This window comes from Flavobacterium hydrocarbonoxydans (assembly GCF_009789235.1).
Classification (GTDB): domain Bacteria; phylum Bacteroidota; class Bacteroidia; order Flavobacteriales; family Flavobacteriaceae; genus Flavobacterium; species Flavobacterium hydrocarbonoxydans.
On sequence record NZ_WSTB01000001.1, the window covers coordinates 310,882 to 331,031 of the forward strand.

17 protein-coding genes are annotated in these 20,150 nt (G+C 35.2%); 8 read left to right on the plus strand and 9 right to left on the minus strand.

Annotated features, from left to right (window positions below):
* Nucleotides 1–10: 10 nt before the first annotated feature.
* Together GON26_RS01540 and nadA are read left to right on the plus strand one after the other, a co-directional pair.
* Nucleotides 11–445 (plus strand): RrF2 family transcriptional regulator, encoded by a 435-nt coding sequence (locus tag GON26_RS01540; RefSeq protein WP_160372967.1) that lies wholly within the window; start codon nt 11–13, stop codon nt 443–445.
* 157 nt (nt 446–602) lie between these two features.
* Nucleotides 603–1,532 carry a quinolinate synthase NadA gene (gene nadA, locus GON26_RS01545; protein WP_160372968.1) on the plus strand — a complete coding sequence of 310 codons (930 nt, stop codon included), beginning with the start codon at nt 603–605 and terminating at the stop codon, nt 1,530–1,532.
* 7 nt (nt 1,533–1,539) lie between these two features.
* Here the strand turns inward: nadA and GON26_RS01550 are convergent, their stop codons facing one another.
* Both GON26_RS01550 and hemN read right to left on the minus strand, forming a co-directional pair.
* Nucleotides 1,540–2,220, minus strand: coding sequence for a Crp/Fnr family transcriptional regulator (locus GON26_RS01550; protein ID WP_110306898.1), 681 nt, complete (start codon nt 2,218–2,220; stop codon nt 1,540–1,542).
* A 251-nt stretch (nt 2,221–2,471) separates the two neighbouring features.
* Complete coding sequence (gene hemN / locus GON26_RS01555; protein WP_160372969.1) at nt 2,472–3,836, minus strand: oxygen-independent coproporphyrinogen III oxidase; 1,365 nt, start codon at nt 3,834–3,836, stop codon at nt 2,472–2,474.
* A 403-nt stretch (nt 3,837–4,239) separates the two neighbouring features.
* Here hemN and GON26_RS01560 point away from each other — a divergent pair, with 403 nt between their 5' ends.
* Nucleotides 4,240–4,836 carry a Crp/Fnr family transcriptional regulator gene (locus GON26_RS01560; RefSeq protein ID WP_160372970.1) on the plus strand — a complete coding sequence of 199 codons (597 nt, stop codon included), beginning with the start codon at nt 4,240–4,242 and terminating at the stop codon, nt 4,834–4,836.
* A 157-nt stretch (nt 4,837–4,993) separates the two neighbouring features.
* Here the strand turns inward: GON26_RS01560 and GON26_RS01565 are convergent, their stop codons facing one another.
* From GON26_RS01565 to GON26_RS01595, 7 genes are read right to left on the minus strand one after another with little or no spacing between them, the layout of a single operon-like run.
* A complete protein-coding gene (locus GON26_RS01565) occupies nt 4,994–5,377 on the minus strand; it encodes a group III truncated hemoglobin (RefSeq protein WP_202110815.1) in 384 nt (127 codons plus the stop codon).
* Between the two features lie 23 nt (nt 5,378–5,400).
* Complete coding sequence (locus GON26_RS01570; RefSeq protein WP_110306900.1) at nt 5,401–6,168, minus strand: ABC transporter permease subunit; 768 nt, start codon at nt 6,166–6,168, stop codon at nt 5,401–5,403.
* Complete coding sequence (locus GON26_RS01575; RefSeq protein ID WP_056205589.1) at nt 6,152–6,874, minus strand: ABC transporter ATP-binding protein; 723 nt, start codon at nt 6,872–6,874, stop codon at nt 6,152–6,154. Before GON26_RS01575 ends, GON26_RS01570 begins: the two co-directional genes overlap by 17 nt.
* Nucleotides 6,871–8,103, minus strand: a complete 1,233-nt coding sequence (locus tag GON26_RS01580; RefSeq protein ID WP_056205590.1) for a nitrous oxide reductase family maturation protein NosD — start codon at nt 8,101–8,103, stop codon at nt 6,871–6,873. The genes GON26_RS01575 and GON26_RS01580 overlap by 4 nt, the downstream gene beginning before the upstream one ends.
* Before the next feature lie 36 nt (nt 8,104–8,139).
* Entirely contained in the window at nt 8,140–9,144 is a 1,005-nt protein-coding gene (locus GON26_RS01585; protein ID WP_056205592.1) for a nitrous oxide reductase accessory protein NosL, read from the minus strand.
* Nucleotides 9,145–9,200: 56 nt separating this feature from the next.
* Nucleotides 9,201–11,174 (minus strand): Sec-dependent nitrous-oxide reductase, encoded by a 1,974-nt coding sequence (nosZ, locus tag GON26_RS01590; protein WP_160372971.1) that lies wholly within the window; start codon nt 11,172–11,174, stop codon nt 9,201–9,203.
* 37 nt (nt 11,175–11,211) lie between these two features.
* Nucleotides 11,212–11,688 (minus strand): c-type cytochrome, encoded by a 477-nt coding sequence (locus GON26_RS01595; protein WP_160372972.1) that lies wholly within the window; start codon nt 11,686–11,688, stop codon nt 11,212–11,214.
* A gap of 577 nt (nt 11,689–12,265) precedes the next feature.
* On the opposite strand from GON26_RS01595, the gene GON26_RS01600 reads away from it, so the two are divergent.
* From GON26_RS01600 to nadB, 5 genes are all read left to right on the plus strand, one after another.
* Nucleotides 12,266–13,117 (plus strand): hypothetical protein, encoded by an 852-nt coding sequence (locus tag GON26_RS01600; protein WP_160372973.1) that lies wholly within the window; start codon nt 12,266–12,268, stop codon nt 13,115–13,117.
* A gap of 62 nt (nt 13,118–13,179) precedes the next feature.
* A complete protein-coding gene (locus GON26_RS01605; RefSeq protein WP_160372974.1) occupies nt 13,180–15,174 on the plus strand; it encodes a TonB-dependent receptor domain-containing protein in 1,995 nt (664 codons plus the stop codon).
* A gap of 109 nt (nt 15,175–15,283) precedes the next feature.
* Complete coding sequence (gene azu / locus GON26_RS01610) at nt 15,284–15,808, plus strand: azurin (protein ID WP_056205600.1); 525 nt, start codon at nt 15,284–15,286, stop codon at nt 15,806–15,808.
* 37 nt (nt 15,809–15,845) lie between these two features.
* Entirely contained in the window at nt 15,846–18,080 is a 2,235-nt protein-coding gene (locus tag GON26_RS01615; RefSeq protein WP_160372975.1) for a nitric-oxide reductase large subunit, read from the plus strand.
* Between the two features lie 533 nt (nt 18,081–18,613).
* The gene (gene nadB, locus GON26_RS01620) at nt 18,614–20,125 is read left to right on the plus strand and encodes an L-aspartate oxidase (protein WP_160372976.1); all 1,512 of its coding nucleotides are present in this window, start codon (nt 18,614–18,616) and stop codon (nt 20,123–20,125) included.
* Nucleotides 20,126–20,150: the final 25 nt, after the last annotated feature.

The following is a 20,150-nucleotide window of genomic DNA, read 5'->3' on the forward strand; positions in this document are numbered from 1 at the left end:
AAAAAAGATTATGTTCTCTAAAACATGTGAATATGGCATTCGTGCAGCTATTTTTATTGCTTTTCAATCCTATCAGGACAATCGCATCGGCTTGAAAGAAATTGCCAAAAAAATCGATTCTCCGGAGGCTTTTACAGCCAAAATTCTTCAAATCCTATCGCGAGACAATATTATTAAATCTATAAAAGGAGTGGGCGGAGGTTTTGAAATTTCCAAAGAGAATATGAAAGAAATTACATTAGCGCAAATAGTTAATTCTTTGGATGGCGATCGCATTTTGACCGGTTGTGCATTAGGATTAAGTAATTGTACTGAAGACCATCCTTGTCCGATGCACGATAAATTTATATCTATTCGCAATGATTTGGTTTTCACGCTTGAAAATACAAATCTGGAAGAATTGGCTTTGGGTATTAAATCGGGAGACACCTTCCTTAGGTATTAATTTTAGTGTCATAATGAAAGCTTTGTTTGATTGAATTTCCGAAAAACGAGCAAAACTTAATTTTCAAAAAACTTACCGATTTTAAAAACCCAACATATGTATCAGCATCAACTCTTTTGTTTTAAAATAAAAGAGAATAATTAAAAATAATTTAATAATGAAAAACCTTAAAGAGCGAATACTGAAATTAAAAAAAGAGAAGAATGCAGTTATTCTGGCACATTACTATCAGGAATCCGATATTCAGGATGTTTCAGATTATGTGGGTGACAGCCTGGGATTGTCACAAGAAGCAATGCAGGTGCATGCTGATATAATTGTTTTTGCAGGAGTACATTTTATGGCTGAGACTGCAAAAATTTTAAATCCAGGTAAAAAAGTTATTCTTCCCGATTTGCATGCTGGCTGCTCGTTGGCTGACTCTTGTCCCGCTAATTTATTTCAACAATTTACCCAAGCCCATCCAGACCACATTGTTATTACATATGTGAATTGTTCTGCAGAGGTTAAAGCTTTAACTGACATTGTGGTAACTTCTTCTAATGCCGTTAAAATCGTCAATTCTATACCAAAAGACAAACCCATTATTTTTGCTCCCGATAAAAATTTGGGAAAATATGTAATGGAACAAACAGGCAGGGAAATGTTGCTTTGGGACGGTGCATGTGTGGTTCATGAAGCATTTTCATTTGATAAATTAATTGAATTGTACAAACAAAATCCAGATGCGCAAATTATTGCCCATCCTGAATCTGAAACACATATTTTAAAAACAGCCAGCTATATTGGTTCGACTGCAGGAATGATTGAATATGTTAAAACCAATCCGGGTACCAAATTTATTGTGGCTACAGAAGTGGGAATTCTTCATAAAATGAAACTGGAAGTTCCTTATAAAATATTGATACCGGCACCTTCAAACGAAGACAACACTTGTGCCTGCAGCCAATGTGGCTACATGAAAGTAAATACGTTACAAAAATTATACGACTGCTTGCTTAATGAAACGCCTGAAATTAAAGTTCCTGCTGATATAATGAAAAAAGCGTTTGTTCCTATTGAAAGAATGCTGGAATTATCCAAATGATGTTATGTTAGCTGGCTTCTTTTTTTAATCCCTTAATATCCTTTAAAAAAATCAGCTTTCCTTTTAATTCGATCAGCCCTGATTTTTTAAACTCAGAAAGCATTCGGATGCAACTCTCGGTGGCTGTACCGATCATTCCGGCTAATTCCTCTCTTGATAATTGCACTTTTAAGGATTGATCAGCATTTACACCAAAAGTGTCACTAAGATATAATAACTTTTCAGCCAATCTTTCCTTAACAGTTTTCTGTACCATATCCACAGTATGCTCATCCGCATGTTTCAAATCATCACAAACAGACTGCATTAAGTTCATTGAAAACTGATTGTTATTATTAAAAAATTGAATGATTTCAGATTTTGGAATAAAACAGACTTCCATATCAGCAATTGCTGTAGCCGACAAGTTTGCAGGTTCATTGCTGATCATTGAACGTTGCCCTAAAAGTTCACCTGACTTTACAAGTTTAACAATCTGGTCCCTTCCATTGGCACTTAATTTAGAAAGTTTTCCAATACCATCTTTGATACAGAAAACCCCATTAATTACTTCTCCTTCCTCTATTATAGCCTCCCCTTTTTTAATTACCTGAGTGCTTTTACTATTTGCCAATTGTATGATTTGCTCTTTGTTTAGTGCTTTCAATGCACTAAGCTGTCTTACAATACATTGATCGCATTTATTCATAGTAATTTTTTGCTGCAAAAGTAGAATAATTAGAGTTACTACACTACATTACTTGAAAAATTTGAATAATTTTCTTTTCCAGCGAAATTATTATTTAAGATTGATACAGTGGCTACTGGCATATCGATGTGATCTTAAATCCAGAAAGTAGGTAAACGAATCGACCCTGCCAGGATATCATGTTTGATAATTAGCGTAACTAGAAAATTTCAGAATATGAGTCAATTTGTGCAAGGAATTCAATTAATCGTTTAGACTGTCATTGAAAAAAGATTAGTTTCGGGAGATTTTCTTTTCAAATGCAAATCGAAAGCCATACAAATATTACGGACGAAAGGTCTGCCTGCATCTGTGATCTTGATTCTATTTTCTTCGATAATTACCAGATTATCATTTTCCAATTCCTTTAAATCGGATAAAACACTTTGTAATTCGTCAAAATAAAAAGCCTTATCATTCCACGAAGTTTCAAATTGACAAGTTAAATTGAGAATATGCTTGCGAATAATTAAATCCTCCTTGTCAAGTATATGCCCTTTGACAACAGGTAGTTGGTCGGATTCCAATAGTTGATAATATTCTTCCAATCTCTTTGTATTTTGCGCAAAACTGTACCAGCTGTCACTGATAGCTGAAACTCCCAATCCAATCATTAACTGGGTTTTTGAAGAGCTATATCCCATAAAATTTCGATGCAATTCCCCATTATGACCAGCCTTATACAAACTATCAGAAGCTAAAGCAAAGTGATCCATCCCAATTTCATGATAGCCGTTTTGAGAAAGAAGGTTTTTTCCTGTTTCATATAATGTTCGTTTTTCGATGTCTTTTGGAAGGTCGGCTTCATTGAATCCACGTTGTCCATTTCCTTTGATCCAGGGCGTATGCGCATAGCTGTAAAAAGCCAATCGATCTGGTTTTAAAGAATTTGTCTTTTCGATGGTGTCCACAATGTTTTCAATTGTTTGAAAAGGCAATCCAAAAATAATATCGTGTCCAATTGAGGTATAACCAATTTCTTTTGCCCAAAAGGTGACTTTTGCCACATTGTGAAATGGCTGAATTCTGTGAATGGCTTTCTGGACTTTTGCCGCGTAGTCCTGAACGCCAAAACTTACTCTGCGAAATCCTAAATTATATAATTTTTTAAGCTGCTCATAAGTCGTATTGTTGGGATGGCCTTCAAAACTGAACTCATGACTTTCAGCTTTATCGGCTAGACTAAAAATACCGTTTATAAGTTTTTCTAAATTATCTGATGAGAAAAAAGTAGGAGTTCCGCCTCCCAGATGAATTTCTTTTATGATTGGTCTTTCAGAAGCCAGTCCACAGTAAATACTCCATTCTTTTAAAACAGCGATGATGTATTTTTCTTCTACTGAATGATTTTTAGTAATTCGTTTGTTGCATCCGCAAAAAGTGCACAAACTTTCACAAAAAGGCAAATGAATATATAGGCTGATCCCATTTTGTGAATTGCTCTCCAAAAATGATTTTTGAAAAGAAATCTTCCATTCCTCTATTGAAAAAAGTATTTCATTCCAGTACGGAACAGTTGGATAACTGGTATATCTGGGACCTGGAACATTATATTTTTGAATTAAAGACTTTGACATAATTTTAATTTTAGAAATTAGGAAGAAAATGAAATAGAACTTTTTTTAATTGAAATGAATCTTTTTAGCTATTACCATTCTAATGCATTACAAATATCCGAAGTATACTGCTTTTGTAATATGATAAATATCATAACACTGCAGATTACACAATGACTTCCAAAAGATTAGCTACCAGTTTAAATTAAAAATATCTTTTTATAAATCTTTAATTTAACACCTATTCTAGCTACAACAAAACTTTCAAAACCTAATATTTATCATGTTTTTTTTATACCTGATTTCTTTTCTTTGCTTAAAACAAATAACACCGCATTTATGAAAATCAATAATAACCGCAGCCACTTTCTTCAAGCGATGAAATATTTAGCATCATTTATAAATGCATATAACTTTAGAAAAAATGCATATTGATACAGATTTGCTATTCACTTGGGGGGCTGTTGCAAAAAAAACACCCAAAAACTGTATCATATTTTATGAAAACGATCCTCCCCTATACTTCTATCAGATTCTTGAGGGGACTGTAAAAATGACCTATACCAATGAAGACGGAAAAGACCTGACAGTAGGAATTTTTGAAAATGGAAGCAGTTTTGGCGAACCGCCCCTCTTTATTGATCAGCCTTATCCAGCCTCAGCAGTAGCACAGACCGATTGTGTGCTCTTAAAACTTTCAAAAGCCAACTTCTTTTTGCTTCTTGAAGAAAATCCAAAAATCCAATCGAAAATATTAAAAGTCTTTGCCTGGAGAATTTACAATAAAATAGTATTTTCAAAAAATATAATTAATCATAAACCTGAGTATCGGGTACAGTATTTTCTCGATAATTTAAAAAAACAGCAGAATATTCCCCCAAATCAAAGACTGAAAATTCAGTATACCCGTCAGGAAATTGCAGATTTTACTGGTTTGCGCGTTGAGACGGTCATTCGGACAATTTCTATTATGAACAAGAAAAAAAAAATAGAAATTATAGATCATAAAATATTTTATTGAAATTTCTTAAATACTTTAATATATGATTCAGATCATATATCTTTTTTAAATATTTTTCTTTCTTTGTGGAGGTTAAATGAAAATTATTAATTCAGCTCTAATAGCATTTAATTTAAAAACGGCCGCTCTTCGAGCGCCCGTTTTTTACTTTATCACTTTATTTTACTACTTTATTCATCATCATTTTCGAAATACTCTGAGCCCTAATCTTTACTTCTGATGCTTTTGGTCCTTCAAATAAATCATCAACAGTTTTTTTCCACAACTTATTCCAATGTTTAAAATGAGTTTCAGTTAAGGGGCTTTTCTGATTTAAAATCCGATGCTTCATCATCGGGTTTCCTTCAAAATTTCCGGAATGAAAAAGGATATTATCCCAAAAATCATACATAATTGGAAGATGTTTTTCCCAATTAACATTCGCCACTTTGGTAAATAAATATCCGATAGTAGGATCTGTCTGAACCTTACCATAAAAAGCATCAACCAATATTTTGATATCCTGTCTGCTTTTAATATCTGTTTTTATCTTCTCCTTCATAATCTGGTATTAAATAGTAATCGTTAAAGATCTTTTTTATTGAATTTTCTGACTGAAATAAAAAAAGGTATCGCAATCCATAAAATCAATAGAAAAAAAGAGATAATCAATCCAATAGTTGTCCCAAAAAAATCTTTAAAAATTGCGCCTGTGTAACCCATCATAGCTGACTGATCAAGATGTAAAAGAATCTGAATACGTGCAAGATCTATTGGGCTCAGGGCTGTTACCCCCACCATTGCCTCTTCAATAGGATACTCGGCAAACTGAAACAACAGAAATAAAACCAAAGCGTCAAATAGTATTGCAAAATACATCCAAAACATAATCGCTACACCAATTCCTTTTGCTTTATCACGAGTCAAAATACAGCTCAAAAAAGCTAAAGACACAAAAACAGCCGAGATTAAACATCCTGACAAAAGCATCATAACACCTGAAGCATCAGGCGCATTAATTACAAGGGGAATTCCCGCACCCAGCAAAAAAGCCAAAACCATTGCAATGGAAAGCCCGGCAAATAAACTGATCCATATTTTTTTTCGCCTTATTGGCTGGCTGAGCAACAGTTCAATAAATTCAGAACTGTTATAAAGATATATTGTCGAAAAAAGTATCGAAACTAATGGAACTGTAAATAAAATTACATTCAGAATTGTCAGCAGCCCTTTAGCAGAATTATCTTCCAGACCAAAAGATCCCCAGGAGAGCAAGGCCAAAACAAAAGTGTAACTCAGAACGATCTTATTTTTAAGAATATCCAACAATACAATTTTAATGATCCTGTTCATGACTCTTTTGCTTTAAAATTTTAGATATGGCTTTTGAAATTTTGATTTCACCCGTTGATTCAAGCAGTTCGTTTATATTTCTATGAAAATGCACTTTACCATCCTGCATAAAAATAATCTGGGTAATCATATCGTCAAGTTCGCTTAACAAATGAGAGGTAATCAAAATTAATTTTCCTTTTTCCTTTTCTTTAATAATTTTCTCCTTCAGGATTTCTGATGCCAGGGGATCCAATCCTGCAGTTGGCTCATCAAGTATAAGGACGTCAGGGTTAAAAAGAAAGGCTAATGTTGCACTTACTTTTTGGGTTGTTCCGCCGGAAAGCGTGCGCATTTGTTTATCATCCATCTTATCAAGTTTAAAAGCTTTAACTAAATCTTCATCCAGAATGTCTTTCGAATTCCTGATTTGCTTGATCATGGCAATAATTTGTCCAATAGTCATATGATCTGGATAGCGGCCTATCTGAGGCATATAGCCAATATTATTTCTATATTCAAACTTTCTAAGAATAGATTCTTTATTGAATAAAATATCACCGCTGTCCGGTAAAACCATTCCCAGGATGGATTTTATCAAGGTCGTTTTTCCGCAACCATTTGGACCAATAAGTGCAATGCACTCACCTGCGTTAAATTTCAGGTTTACATTTTGCAATACCTGAAGCTTGCCAAATTTTTTGTTTATATTTTGTAAAGTAATCATAACACAAGAGATTTCATTTCGGGGGTTTGGTCAACAAAATTATCCGGGGTAATACTTGGCAGAATCTTTTCTGACTTATCAAGAAGCGTAATCATAAAGCTCCTGAATAATAACATTGCAGAGGGATTGTTTTCTGTAAGCACTGCAAAAAGGCTCAAAGGGTGAAAAGGTACATCTCCAATTCCGTCCTTATTAAGGTCATAACCTTCATATTTATCCCAATAATTATTATTGAAATGGTTAAGAACTAAACTACCATTGGTGCTTATATCAAATGTATTGGCGATAAAATTATTAAAGGAAATTTCGTTTTCCATACAGCTTGCCTGAATTTTCATACCCCACCCGTTATCTCTAAAAATATTTTTTGAGAGGGCTACCCGGCTGGTTCCTTCCATATAAATTCCCGAAGTATTTCTGATGAATTTGTTTCCTATGATGTAACTGTCAGAAATTTCTTTTAGCAATAAACCATACGCGGCATCTCCCCAGTTTTCTGCAAAATAATTATGGAACATTTTTACATTTTTGGTAAACATGACTGCCACTCCTGCCCCATTATTTTTAAACACATTGGAGATGTACGAATCATCATTAGAAAACATAAAATGAAGTCCGTATCGAATATTACTCTTTGAGATGTTCCTCCAAATAATAGAATTAGACACAAATTCAAAGTAAATCCCGTCCCGATGTCCTGAGACTTGGTTTCCGACAATTTGCAGGTTTTCACTTTTCCAGCAATGAATGCCATTCCCAATACGCTGCTCTTGTTTTTGATGGGCTTTTATTGTGTTATTTTTTATAATACAGCCAATTCCTTTTTGAACATAAATACCAAAAAAATTATTCTCCAGAATATTTTCTTTTATGGTAACCCCTGTTTTGTTATATATTTTAATACCGCAGGGATCATTCAGGGAGGCATACCCTGAATTTATGACTTTAAAACCTGCAATGGTTACACTATCAGCTTTGATAGAAACCACTTCATATTTTTTTTGGCCATCGAGGATAGGAAAGCCAATTCCCTGCAGTATTATTTTTTTATCTATCACTATGTTTCCTTCTCTATAAACACCTTTGTAAACCAACACCGTATCGCCGGGATTGGCCAGTTGTATAGCTTTTTTTATGGTTTTTATGGCTCTATTTTTTCCTACTTCAATCTTTTGAGAATGAAGACAGGTAAAAAAAAATGAGAAGCAAAGACAGAGAAGTATTTTCATGTTTAATTGATTGTAATTAGCATTTTCGTCCCAAAATTATTTTTCTAAAATTGACGCCCATTGTATCTCTGTTCCCTTTGATTCTGCTCCAAATGCTTGTGATTGGCTTTCAGTCGAGAATGCCGCAATGTTACCATGCATCGGACTTTTTATTGTGCCGCCTGAAATAAAAAAAGCTTTTTCTGCCTGAATTAGTTCATTTTCCTTTGTATAATCATGTACATAATAACTCTTAACCTTCATATCTGAATGTTCTTTACAATAGTTGACCATACAGGCAATATCATCAAACTTATATGCCCGGCCTTTTTGGGTAATAATTTCTGAGCCATATTTACCGTCACTTATTCCCATTTTACAATAATCACAATTGTCTGTATTTATTTTGATGGAAATTGGTCTATCTCCTGAACATGAAAAAAGAAAAGAAGCAATAATTAAAACGCTAAAAAATTTATTAAATCCTAAAGCTGATTTCCTCTCTTTAATTATAGCCAGAAAAAGCAAGACACCAACTGTAATGAGCATCCATCCACCTATATCAGGTATAGAATAAGCGCCAAAATTCAGCAACTGTTTATAGCCCAGTAATGGAGGCTGGTATGCCATACCTGGAACCCGTATGGCAGCATTCGGGTCTAAATTATGGCCATAGTCGTAATTCCACCGGTAAAAATCAATAGCAGCTAAAACTCCGAAAAGCACAAAAGAACAAAACAATATATACAAGGAATTTCGCTTAGCATAAAAAGAGCAGCTTAAAGCAATGATGCCAAACAATCCTAAAATGTAAGGCAGGATTTTAAACTCGATAAAATCTTCGGTATGAAGTGTTTTCATACCTATATAATGATTCAATCCGTTGATAATATCTACATCTCCTGCAATTTTTGTGGCATGAAGTTTTAAAACCAAACCTTCAGGATATTGTGGAGCTGTCAGTTCAATTTTCCACATGGGAACAAAAATGGACCCTATTAACAGAAAGCCACACACAAAAAGTACTGCTCTTGAAAAAATTGAAAGTATTTTATTTTTCATGATGATTCAAATAAAAAGGGAACAAAGAAAACTTTGTCCCCTTCACTGGTTATTAGTTATTCCTTTGGTAAATTCGTACCCAAACTATACGTAATTGGCACATTACTTCCTGCAGGTGAAACTCTAACATAACCCTGCATTTCCTGATGAAGTGCACTGCAGAAATCCGTGCAATAAAATGGAAAAATTCCTTTTTTCTGAGGAACCCATTTTAGTGTAATCGTTTCTCCGGGCATGATCAGCAACTCAGCGGTATTTGCTCCTTTAATAGCAAATCCGTGAGGAACGTCCCAATCCTGTTCCAAATTGGTAACGTGGAAATAAACTTCATCCCCTACTCGTATACCTTCAATATTATCCGGAGCAAAATGCGAACGGATACAAGTCATATAAACATGTACTTTTTTCCCCTCTCGGACCACTTTGGTTTCTTTTTCACCTCTGGCAACGTAAGGATGCAGATTATCTGCCATTTTGTAATATTTCAATTGACCGTTATTGCGTATTTTATCAGCTGGAATACCTTGCGCATAATGAGGTTCTCCAATGGTTGGATAATCCAATAAAAGCTTCATTTTATCCCCGCTAATGTCAAATAATTGTGCACTTTGCGCTAATTCCGGGCCAGTTGGTAAAAAGCGGTCTTTAGTGATTTTATTATAAACCACCAGATATTTTCCAAATGGTTTCTCTGTATTGCCTCCCGGAATCATTAAATGCCCTGGAGAATAATAGGTGGCTTTTCTATCTAAAACTTTTAAATCTTTGATGCTCCATTTTACTACTTCAGAAGAAACAAACATTGTAGTATAGGCATTCCCTTTTCCGTCAAATTCGGTATGTAGCGGTCCTAAACCCGGTTTTTGAACTTCGCCATGAAGAGCGGCCTCATACTTAACCACAGGAATTCCTGCATAATTACCATCAAATTGTTTTTTGGCAATAGCATTTTTCAGTTTCGTAAAACTAAATACAGGAATAAGGGCTGCTAGTTTTCCACTTCCAACAATATATTCACCAGTTGGATCAATATCACACCCGTGTGGAGATTTAGGACAGGGAATCATATAACAGATATCTTTCAGTTCAGCAGCATCCAGAATCAATACTTCTTTCTTGATTTCAGATTTAGCCGTTTGGGTTTTCTCATCCCAGGTATTATGAACATAATTTGCCGGTACACGTTTTCCTTTTCCAGCTTTAATATACTCTTCAGCTTTTTTCCAATTGACGGCCATGATAAAATCCTTATCATTTTTAGAAGCGTTTACCTCAAGCAGGGTATTGGCCTGCTCAGTGTTGTAACAGGAGAAAAAGAACCAACCGTGAGATTCTTTTTTCCCCGGATGACTAAGATCAAAATTAACACCCGGAGTTACGATCTGAAAAGCAAGATCCAACTCTCCTTCTTTACCCACTTTTACAAAACTAAGGTGTCCTTTAAAGTTTTTCTTATATGTATTAATGGGTACATCTCCATCGTCATTATCTGCAGGAACGCTAAAACGGCTTGCCCCCACAATATACTCTGTGTTTTGCGTGATAAAAGGAGAAGAATGGTTTCCTCCACAATTTGGAAGCTCGATTATCTCAGCTGTTTTAAAAGTTTTCAGGTCAATACGTGCAATCCTTGGCGTATTATTGGCATTGGCAAAAAGCCAGCGCCCGTCAACTTCTCCATTGGTTTGAGATAAATCTAAATGATGCTGATCATCCCACGGGACATAACCATGCGAAGTATTCAACATGGCTTTAGTTTCTTCACTGTAACCATAGCCACTTTGTGGATCTTCGGAGAACACCGGCATAACCCTTAACAGTCTACCGCTAGGAAGTCCATAAACACTTACCTGACCGCTGAAACCACCAGATACAAAATTGTAGAACTCATCATACTTACCTGGAGCAACGTAAACTTTTTGCGCAGCATCTCCATCGACAGTATCGCTGGAATCCTTGGGCTTGCAGGAAACAAAGAAGGCACAGCCAAACGCAATGGCAAAAATTGATTTTAATAATTTATTTTTCATAAGATTCTCATTTAGAATTTTAATTTTTTTATTCTGGTTATTTCACACCGTCGTTCTGGCGCATGTATTCGAGTACACTTCTGGCTTCGTCATCGGTCAGACCTTGATTAGGCATACGAATCATACAGAGTTCTAATTGAGACTGCAATTCGGGATCTTTGTCAATCATAGGATCAGGATTGGTAATAAAATTCATAATCCATTGAGGAGTTCTGCGTCCTGTAACGCCTTTCCATCCAGGCCCTACCAATTTTTCATCTGTAGTTTTGTGACAGGATGTACATTTTACTTCGGCTACTTTTAATCCTTTTTCAGCCATTGGCTTATCCAAGGAAGCGCCTAATTCAACTGTAGAAAATTTTCCAAGGCCTCTTTTAGGATCGTATGATTCGGCTTCGGCTGTATTTTCTGTAGCTGTAGGAGTTGAAAAATCCTGATCAGTATTCGATTTTTCTTTCCCACACGATACGAGCAAGAAAGAACCAAACATCGCTAATAAAAATAATCTGTTCATTACTAAGGTTTTTAATTTGTTAAACTTTGGATCAAAATTCCAAAACTTGTATTACATAAAGTATGACCATAATCATAACATGAAAAAAAAGATCATGATACCTTCGTACTTTCAAAATACAGGTAATGAAATTTTGTATTTACATATTCCTTTTTGCAGTATTGTTCAGACCGGTATTTCCAATCTTGGATTACGCACTGAATTACAATTATATTTCTGCAGAATTATGCGAAAACAGGAACACTCCTAAATTAGAGTGTAATGGCAAATGCCATTTGAAGAAAGAGTTGGCAAAAGCCTTAAAAAATGAAACACCTTCCTCGAACGAGAAAAAAGGTGAAATCACGGAAACTATTTTGCTATACTTTGAAAACATTCCCGTTTTTAATTTTCAAAATAACCAAAAAGTCATCTTAGAAATAAACTCAGGATATAAAAATCTTTACGTTTATCTGAACACTTATTTTGTATTCCATCCCCCCATTTTCAAGTATTAATTTTTCGATTATCTAATTACTTCTCCTTCGAATTTACATTCGACAGAAGCCTTATATTCATAATTTAAATTAAAATTCAAATGAAAATTTTAAAACACGTAGCCATTTTAGTTCTGTCCATTTCTCTGTTCTCATGCTCCTCAGATGATAATTCCTCCACTCAGATTCCAATTGATGAAACCGCTGGCCTTCAAAAAATTCAGGAAATATCAAATGAAACTCATACTTTCGAACTCTATTCCCAAAGCGGCTCTTTAATTCAGGGTTACAATCATATTACATTTAGCATTAAAGACAAAAAAACGAATGCCTATATTAAAGATGCCAAAATAAGCTGGTTGCCAATTATGCATATGGCTATGATGGAGCATTCATGTCCAAAATCTGCTGTGACCAAAACCTCAGACAAACAAACTCTGTACGAAGGCGATATCATCTTTCAAATGGCTGAAAATGATACTGAATATTGGGATCTGACTCTTACTTATACTGTTAATACTATTTCGTATACTGTTACTGATATTATCAAAGTTCAGGCTTCGGCAAAACGAACTGTTAGCTCCTTTAACGGATCTGATGGCGTTCGTTACCTCATTGCCTCCATCGCACCTCAAAACCCAAAAGTAGCCACGAACGATATTAGCGTTGGGGTTTATAAAATGCAGGATATGATGACGTTTCCTGTCGTGAATAATCTCAAAATAAAAATGGATCCAAGAATGCCCAGCATGGGTAATCACGGTTCGCCTAATAATACCGATTTAACACAATCTACAACCGATGGCTTTTACAACGGAAAACTTTCTTTGACTATGACTGGCTATTGGAAAATTAATCTTCAACTTTTAAATGCTTCGAATGATGTACTTAAAGGAGAGCCTGTAACGACAGAAAATCCTGCAAGCAGTCTTTTCTTAGAAATCGAATTCTAAATATTGAATACTAACAAGAAAGAGATAGTGAGCATTTATCTCTTTCTTATAATTACTTTATAATGAAAAATATAACAGCGATCCTTTTAGTTATCTTTTCGACAGTGTGCTGGGCACAGGAAAAAAAGAATGATACTCTTGCAGCTGTAAATCTCAATGAAATTATAGTTATAGGAAAAAAAACACCTTTGAATCTTAAACAGCCCAAATCGTTAACCTCTGTAGAAGATTATCTAATGGGTTCTTCAAAAATGAATATGATTAAAAGAGGTGCATATGCATGGGAACCTACGATTAACAATATGTCGACCGAGCGTACTGTAATTACCATTGATGGTATGCGGATTTTTGGTGCCTGTACCGATAAAATGGATCCTGTGACTTCTTATGTCGAGATTTCAAATTTATCTGAGGCAACAGTTGCCTCAGGTCAGCAGGCCAGCTGTCATGGCGCTACGATTGGAGGTTCGATAGATCTAAAACGAAATCAATATAAACACAGAAAAAACGGCTGGAATGGCAGTTTATCTTCTGGTTATGAAAGCAATAACCAGCAAAAGATTATTGGTGCCGCTTTAGGTTATACTGACAGTACCTTTTTTGCGCATGTTGATTTTATGCATCGTGATGCCGAAAACTACAAAGCGGGAAACGAAAAAGAAATTAATTTTTCTCAATTTACCAAGTACAATATTTCGGCAAATGCTGGCTATTTTATCGATAAGAAGAATGTACTCGAAACTTCGATTATTTATGATAAAGCTGTGAATGTTGGCTATCCGGCGCTTCCAATGGATGTTTTATTGGCAGAAGCTAAAATCATTTCATTGAGTTACAAGTACATTCCAGATTCTGCTGTTATTTCTGGTTGGGAAACAAAAGGATATTTTAATACCATTACCCATAAAATGGATGATACTAAAAGACCAGCAATTCCTATTCATATGGATATGCCGGGCTGGTCTGACACCTATGGTTTTTATTCTAAAATAAAAGGAAAACACGAAAATCATGAATTTCTAGCCGATTTGAATTCTTTTTATAATAAGGCTGTAGCCGAGATGACAATGTATCCTGTTGATCCAACTGAAAATCTGATGTTTATGTACACCTGGCCTGATGTTCGAACGCTATATAACGGATTATCATTAGAAGATATTATTACAATCTCACCCGAAACCATTCTTAGAATCAGCATTAATCTAGGTTTTCATTCTAATACAGTAGCCAATGATTTTGGACTACAAAGCCTTCGTATTTTTTATCCTGAAATGGATGCCACAAAAAACCGATCCTTAAAAAGCCTCTCCGGAAATTATACCAAAAATACTGGTAAGTTTGAATTTGGATTTGGTTTGGCTTATGCCGAAAGAGCACCTTCTGTTTCTGAAGGCTATGGCTTTTATCTGTATAACAGCAATGATTTTTACGATTATATAGGAAATCCAAATTTAAAAAATGAAAAAGCAGTAGAAGGAAACTTTTTTTTTGGTTATAAAAATGGCAGGCTAACGTCTAAAATTACGGCTTCGTATTTCTATATCTCAGATTATATCATCGGAAAAATTGACCCAGGCACGCTGCCTATGACGATTGGAGCATCGGGTATAAAAATCTACGACGATATTAATTATGCTATAATTTTTAATACTGATTTTAATCTTGAATACTCCTTTTTGCAAAACTGGAATTTAAAGACACAGATCGCCTACAGTCTGGGCAAAGATGATCAGGAAAATAACCTTCCTTTTATAAGTCCGCTCCGATATAATGCCGGAATAGAGTTTAAAAAAGAAAAAATCACTGCGGGAATATTTGCCTCTGGAAATCTAGCACAAAATAACTTCGCAAAAGTATACGGACAAACCAAAACACCCGATTACCTGATATTTAATATCAATGCAGGTTATAGCTTTGATTGTAATCAAAACAAAATAAAAGCGCAGGCAGGTATTGAAAATATTTTTGATAAATATTACGCTACTTTTTCAGACTGGAACAAAATACCACGAATGGGACGCAATGGTTTTATAAATTTTACTTATAGTTTTCACTAAGATTTGAAACAAAAATAAATCGCCTTTATGATTAGAATCATAAACCAAAAAAAACGATAGCCATACTTTTACAGTAATAAAATTTAATAACATTTAAATACCAAAAACAATGAAAAAGTCTTTCAAGATTACCCTCGTAGCAGCCTTTGCAATTTTCAGTTTATTCTCATGCGGAAAAAAAGATTCAAAAGACATAGAACCAGTTGCAACACCCACAACTGAGGAACCTTACGAAGAAAGTCCGATCGAAACCCCAGTCGCTACAAATGATCTTCAGATTGAGAGCAATGATCAAATGCAATATTCTGTAACTGAATTAAGAGCTCCCGCAGGAAAAATTACTCTTACACTAAAACATGTCGGCAAGATGGAAAAAATCGCAATGGGACATAATTTAGTTATTTTAAAACCTGGAACTGATATTTCTGATTTTACACTTAAAGCTGTAGATGCAAAAGATACAGATTACATACCTGCATCTGAAAAAGCAAAAGTAATTGCCCATACAAAAATAATTGGCGGCGGCGAAAGCGATGTTATCGAGTTTACAATAGACGAACCAGGAACTTACGATTTTATCTGCTCATTCCCTGGACATGTATCGATGATGAAAGGAAAATTAATTGTAGAATAAAGCATTTTTTTTAATATAAAAAGCTAAAATTATTATAATGAACAAGGAAAAAAAACTGTGGATAGGTTTTGCACTTGTGATGAGTATCTCTTTTTCTGTCTTAGGATATTACGGATATGAGATCTATCAGGAAGCACCTCCTATTCCAACCGAAATAGTTGGGCCAAACAACACCGTAATCTTTACCTCTGAGGAAATTAAGGATGGGCAGAATGTATGGCAAAGTATGGGTGGACAGGAAGTTGGTACTATTTGGGGACATGGTGCCTATGTAGCGCCAGACTGGACTGCAGACTGGCTGCATAGAGAAGCCATGTTTATTTTGGATAAATTATCCGAAAAGGAATATGCAAAAACTTTTGCAGAACTGACAGAAGAGCAGCAGGCCACAATGAAAATCAGGCTACAAAATGATGTTCGCAAAAACACCTACGACAGTAGTACTGGCATCATAACCATTTCTCAAAACAGGATTGAAGCCATAGCCTATTTGAGTAAGTATTATGAAGGGTTGTTTATGGATGATCCCAAATTTGAGACACTACGCCATAATTATGCGATTCCAAAAATGTCTATAAAAGATCCGGAAAGAATGCATAAAATGAACGCTTTTTTCTTTTGGGCAACCTGGGCAACTGTAACAGAAAGACCAAATCAGAAAATTTCATACACACACAACTGGCCATCTGATGAATTAGTTGGAAATGTGGCTACCAAAGATCTTCTTGTATGGTCAGGAGTTAGTATCATACTGCTGTTATTTTGCATCGGTGTTCTAATTTTTTATCATGTGCGATCAGGCGAAGATGAGCATTTCAAAATACCAGTTCAGGATCCACTATTAAAACAAGGAATGACACCTTCGATGTTTCGAATAAAAAAATATCTTTGGGTCGTAAGTCTTTTAATTGTATTGCAAGTTGTAATGGGGGTCATTACTGCACACTACGGCGTAGAAGGAAACGGATTCTTTGGTATTCCTCTGGATCAGATTCTGCCTTACGCAGTAACAAGAACCTGGCATACTCAACTGGCTATATTCTGGATAGCAACCGCTTGGCTTGCAACTGGATTATACATTGCACCGGCTGTTGCAGGGAAAGACCCAAAATTTCAAACATTTGGTGTTGATTTTTTATTCTATGCTTTAATTCTAATTGTATTAGGCTCAATGGCCGGACAATGGTTTGGGGTAATGCAGAAACTTAATTTGGTAGAAAACTTCTGGTTTGGTCATCAAGGTTACGAATATGTAGATTTAGGTCGATTCTGGCAAATATTCCTTCTTGTAGGATTGTTTCTTTGGCTGGCATTAATGGTTCGTCCTTTACTTCCGGTACTGAAGAAAAAAACAGGCGAAAGAAATCTTATCATAATGTTCCTAATCTCATGTACCGCTATTGCTACTTTCTATGCAGCTGGCCTAATGTGGGGAAGACAGACCAATCTGGCAATTGCTGAATATTGGAGATGGTGGGTTGTGCATCTATGGGTAGAAGGCTTTTTTGAAGTGTTTGCTACTGTAGTAATTGCTTTCTTATTTGTTCGTTTAGGTCTGTTAAAAACAAAAACAGCAACGCTGAATGTTATTTTCTCTACTATCATTTTTATGTCTGGAGGAATTTTAGGAACATTTCATCATCTTTATTTCTCAGGAACGCCAACTGCTGTGATGGCTCTTGGGGCAACCTTTAGCGCTTTGGAGATTGTGCCTCTGGTTTTAATTGGGTATGAAGCCTACCATAACTACAAACTTTCAAAATCAACACAATGGATCAAGGATTATAAATGGCCTATCTATTTTATGATTGCTGTTGCTTTCTGGAATTTCTTAGGAGCCGGAGTATTTGGTTTTATCATTAATCCGCCTATTGCTTTATATTACGTTCAGGGCTTAAACACAACGCCTTTGCATGGACATACTGCCTTATTTGGAGTCTATGGAATGCTCGGAATTGGTTTGATGCTATTTGTGCTCCGCAGTTTGTACAGACATGAGATATGGAATGAAAAAGCAATGAAATTCATATTCTGGTCTACCAATATTGGATTGCTGGCTATGGCTTTATTGAGTCTTCTTCCTGTTGGAATTTGGCAAGCTATAGAAAGTATCGAGCACGGAATGTGGTATGCACGTTCGGCCGAACTAATGCAGCAGCCAGCGATGGTAACCTTGAAATGGCTTAGGGCTATCGGCGATACTATTTTCGGATTTGGAGTATTGGCATTGTGCTGGTTTGTCTTTGACCTTACCCTTAGAAAAAAAAGTTAGTAAACTAAAATAGAAACATCTGGGAGAATATACTCCCAGATGTTCTTTCAATCAAAGCCTTGAGCAACTTGTTTTGTACTTAAAATAAAAAATGATCTTTGGCGAACATTTAAGGAGTGATGTTCAAAAAAAACTCGGTATTATTAGTGCTTTAGATGTTTGAAAATTCAAAAAATACCGAACCTCTAAAAATGTTGCACATCAAGAATATGAATTCATATTTTAAAGGTAGCTTGATATTGGTTGACATAAGTCATTATTTAATTTATTAAAACGGGCCCCTACTACCGTTTTCATTGTGGCTACAGAAGTCGGAATCGTGTGCGAGTCTTTAAAAGCAGTATTTTATAAAAAGCTGATTCCGACTCCTTCCACACAAGACTAATTGGTAAACAAATCTTTATTAAGATAAATACACCTAAAACAGCTTATCTACATCACAAAACAAATGTTGCGGATTAAAATAAATGTAATAAGAGAAGCGTGAAACGCACAAACCCATAAAAATCTTAAACTTTCTTAAACCTAAAAATATGCCTAAGACTGACATTCTAATAGTAGGTTCTGGTATTTCAGGACTATTTTTTGCCATTAAAACGGCAAGAAAACGCCCCGATTTATCTATTTGTATCATGACAAAAGAAAAGGCTAACAACACCAATACGCAACTTGCGCAAGGAGGAATAGCTGTAGTCACCAATCAATTGAAAGATAGTTTTGAACAGCATATAAAAGATACGCTGAAATCTGGCGCTGGACTTTGTGATGAAGAAATTGTTAAAATGGTTATTCAACAAGCTCCCGAAAGATTAGAAGAACTAATAGAACTTGGTGCCATATTTGATAAAAATAAGGAAGGCCAATGGGATTTAGGACTAGAAGGTGGCCATTCACAACATCGAATTCTACATCATAAAGACAGTTCAGGATTAGAAATTGAAAAAAAGCTCCTTTCAATTATCACTCAAACAGCAAATATTGAACTTTTAGAAAATCATCAGGTCATAGAATTAAATACTGAAACAAAGCGCAATGAAGTGAATTGCACCGGTGCTTTTTTTTATGATAAGAACAATAACGCAATAAAATATATACGTACCAGAGCTATTGTGCTTAGCACAGGTGGCTGCGGACAACTCTTTGAAAACACAACCAATCCTGCAATTGCTACTGGTGACGGAATTGCAATGGCGGCTCGTGCAGGAGTCGAAATCAAAGATATGCAATACATGCAATTTCACCCTACAGCATTAGCTTCCGGGAATAAAAATCCGCTATTCTTAATTTCAGAAGCTGTAAGAGGTTTTGGAGCCTATATTATAAACGACGAACACAAAAGATTTCTTTTTAAATACGATTTAAGAGGTGAACTAGCTACCCGAGATATTGTTTCCCGTGCTATTAGTATCGAAATGCTCGAAACTCAAAAAAAACATGTATATCTGGATTGTAGACATTTAGATCAAGATGATTTTTTTAAACATTTTCCTTCTATTTCCGCCCATTGCAATGCAATAGGTTTATATCCGGAAAAAGATCTGGTTCCAATTGTTCCTGCGGCTCATTACCAATGTGGTGGTATTAAAGTAGACCGCAACGGTGTTACGACAATCAAAAATTTATATGCCATTGGTGAATGTGCCCGGACAGGATTACATGGGAAAAATAGATTGGCATCTAATTCACTTCTTGAAGCTTTGGTTTTTGCTCATCAGGCATCCAACAACATTGATAAAACTATTGCCGCATTTATTTTTTCTTCCAAAATCCTTCTTCCCAAATTTTCAACCGTAAATATTAAAAATAACTACGAACCGTACCAAATTTTAAAAAAAGAACTACAGAAACTTATAACTTCATTTTATGCCAGCGATGAACACGACACGCATTTAGCAATGCTAAAAATAAAAATGCTAAAAAATGAAGCAGAAAATCTTATAGATAAAAATGAAATTACAATTCCATTTATTGATTTCTCAAATATGCTAACGACGGCCTTAATTATTATCAAACAATGCCAACCTGAAAAAGAACATTCATACTAATTAATAACCTTAAGTCTTTATAACT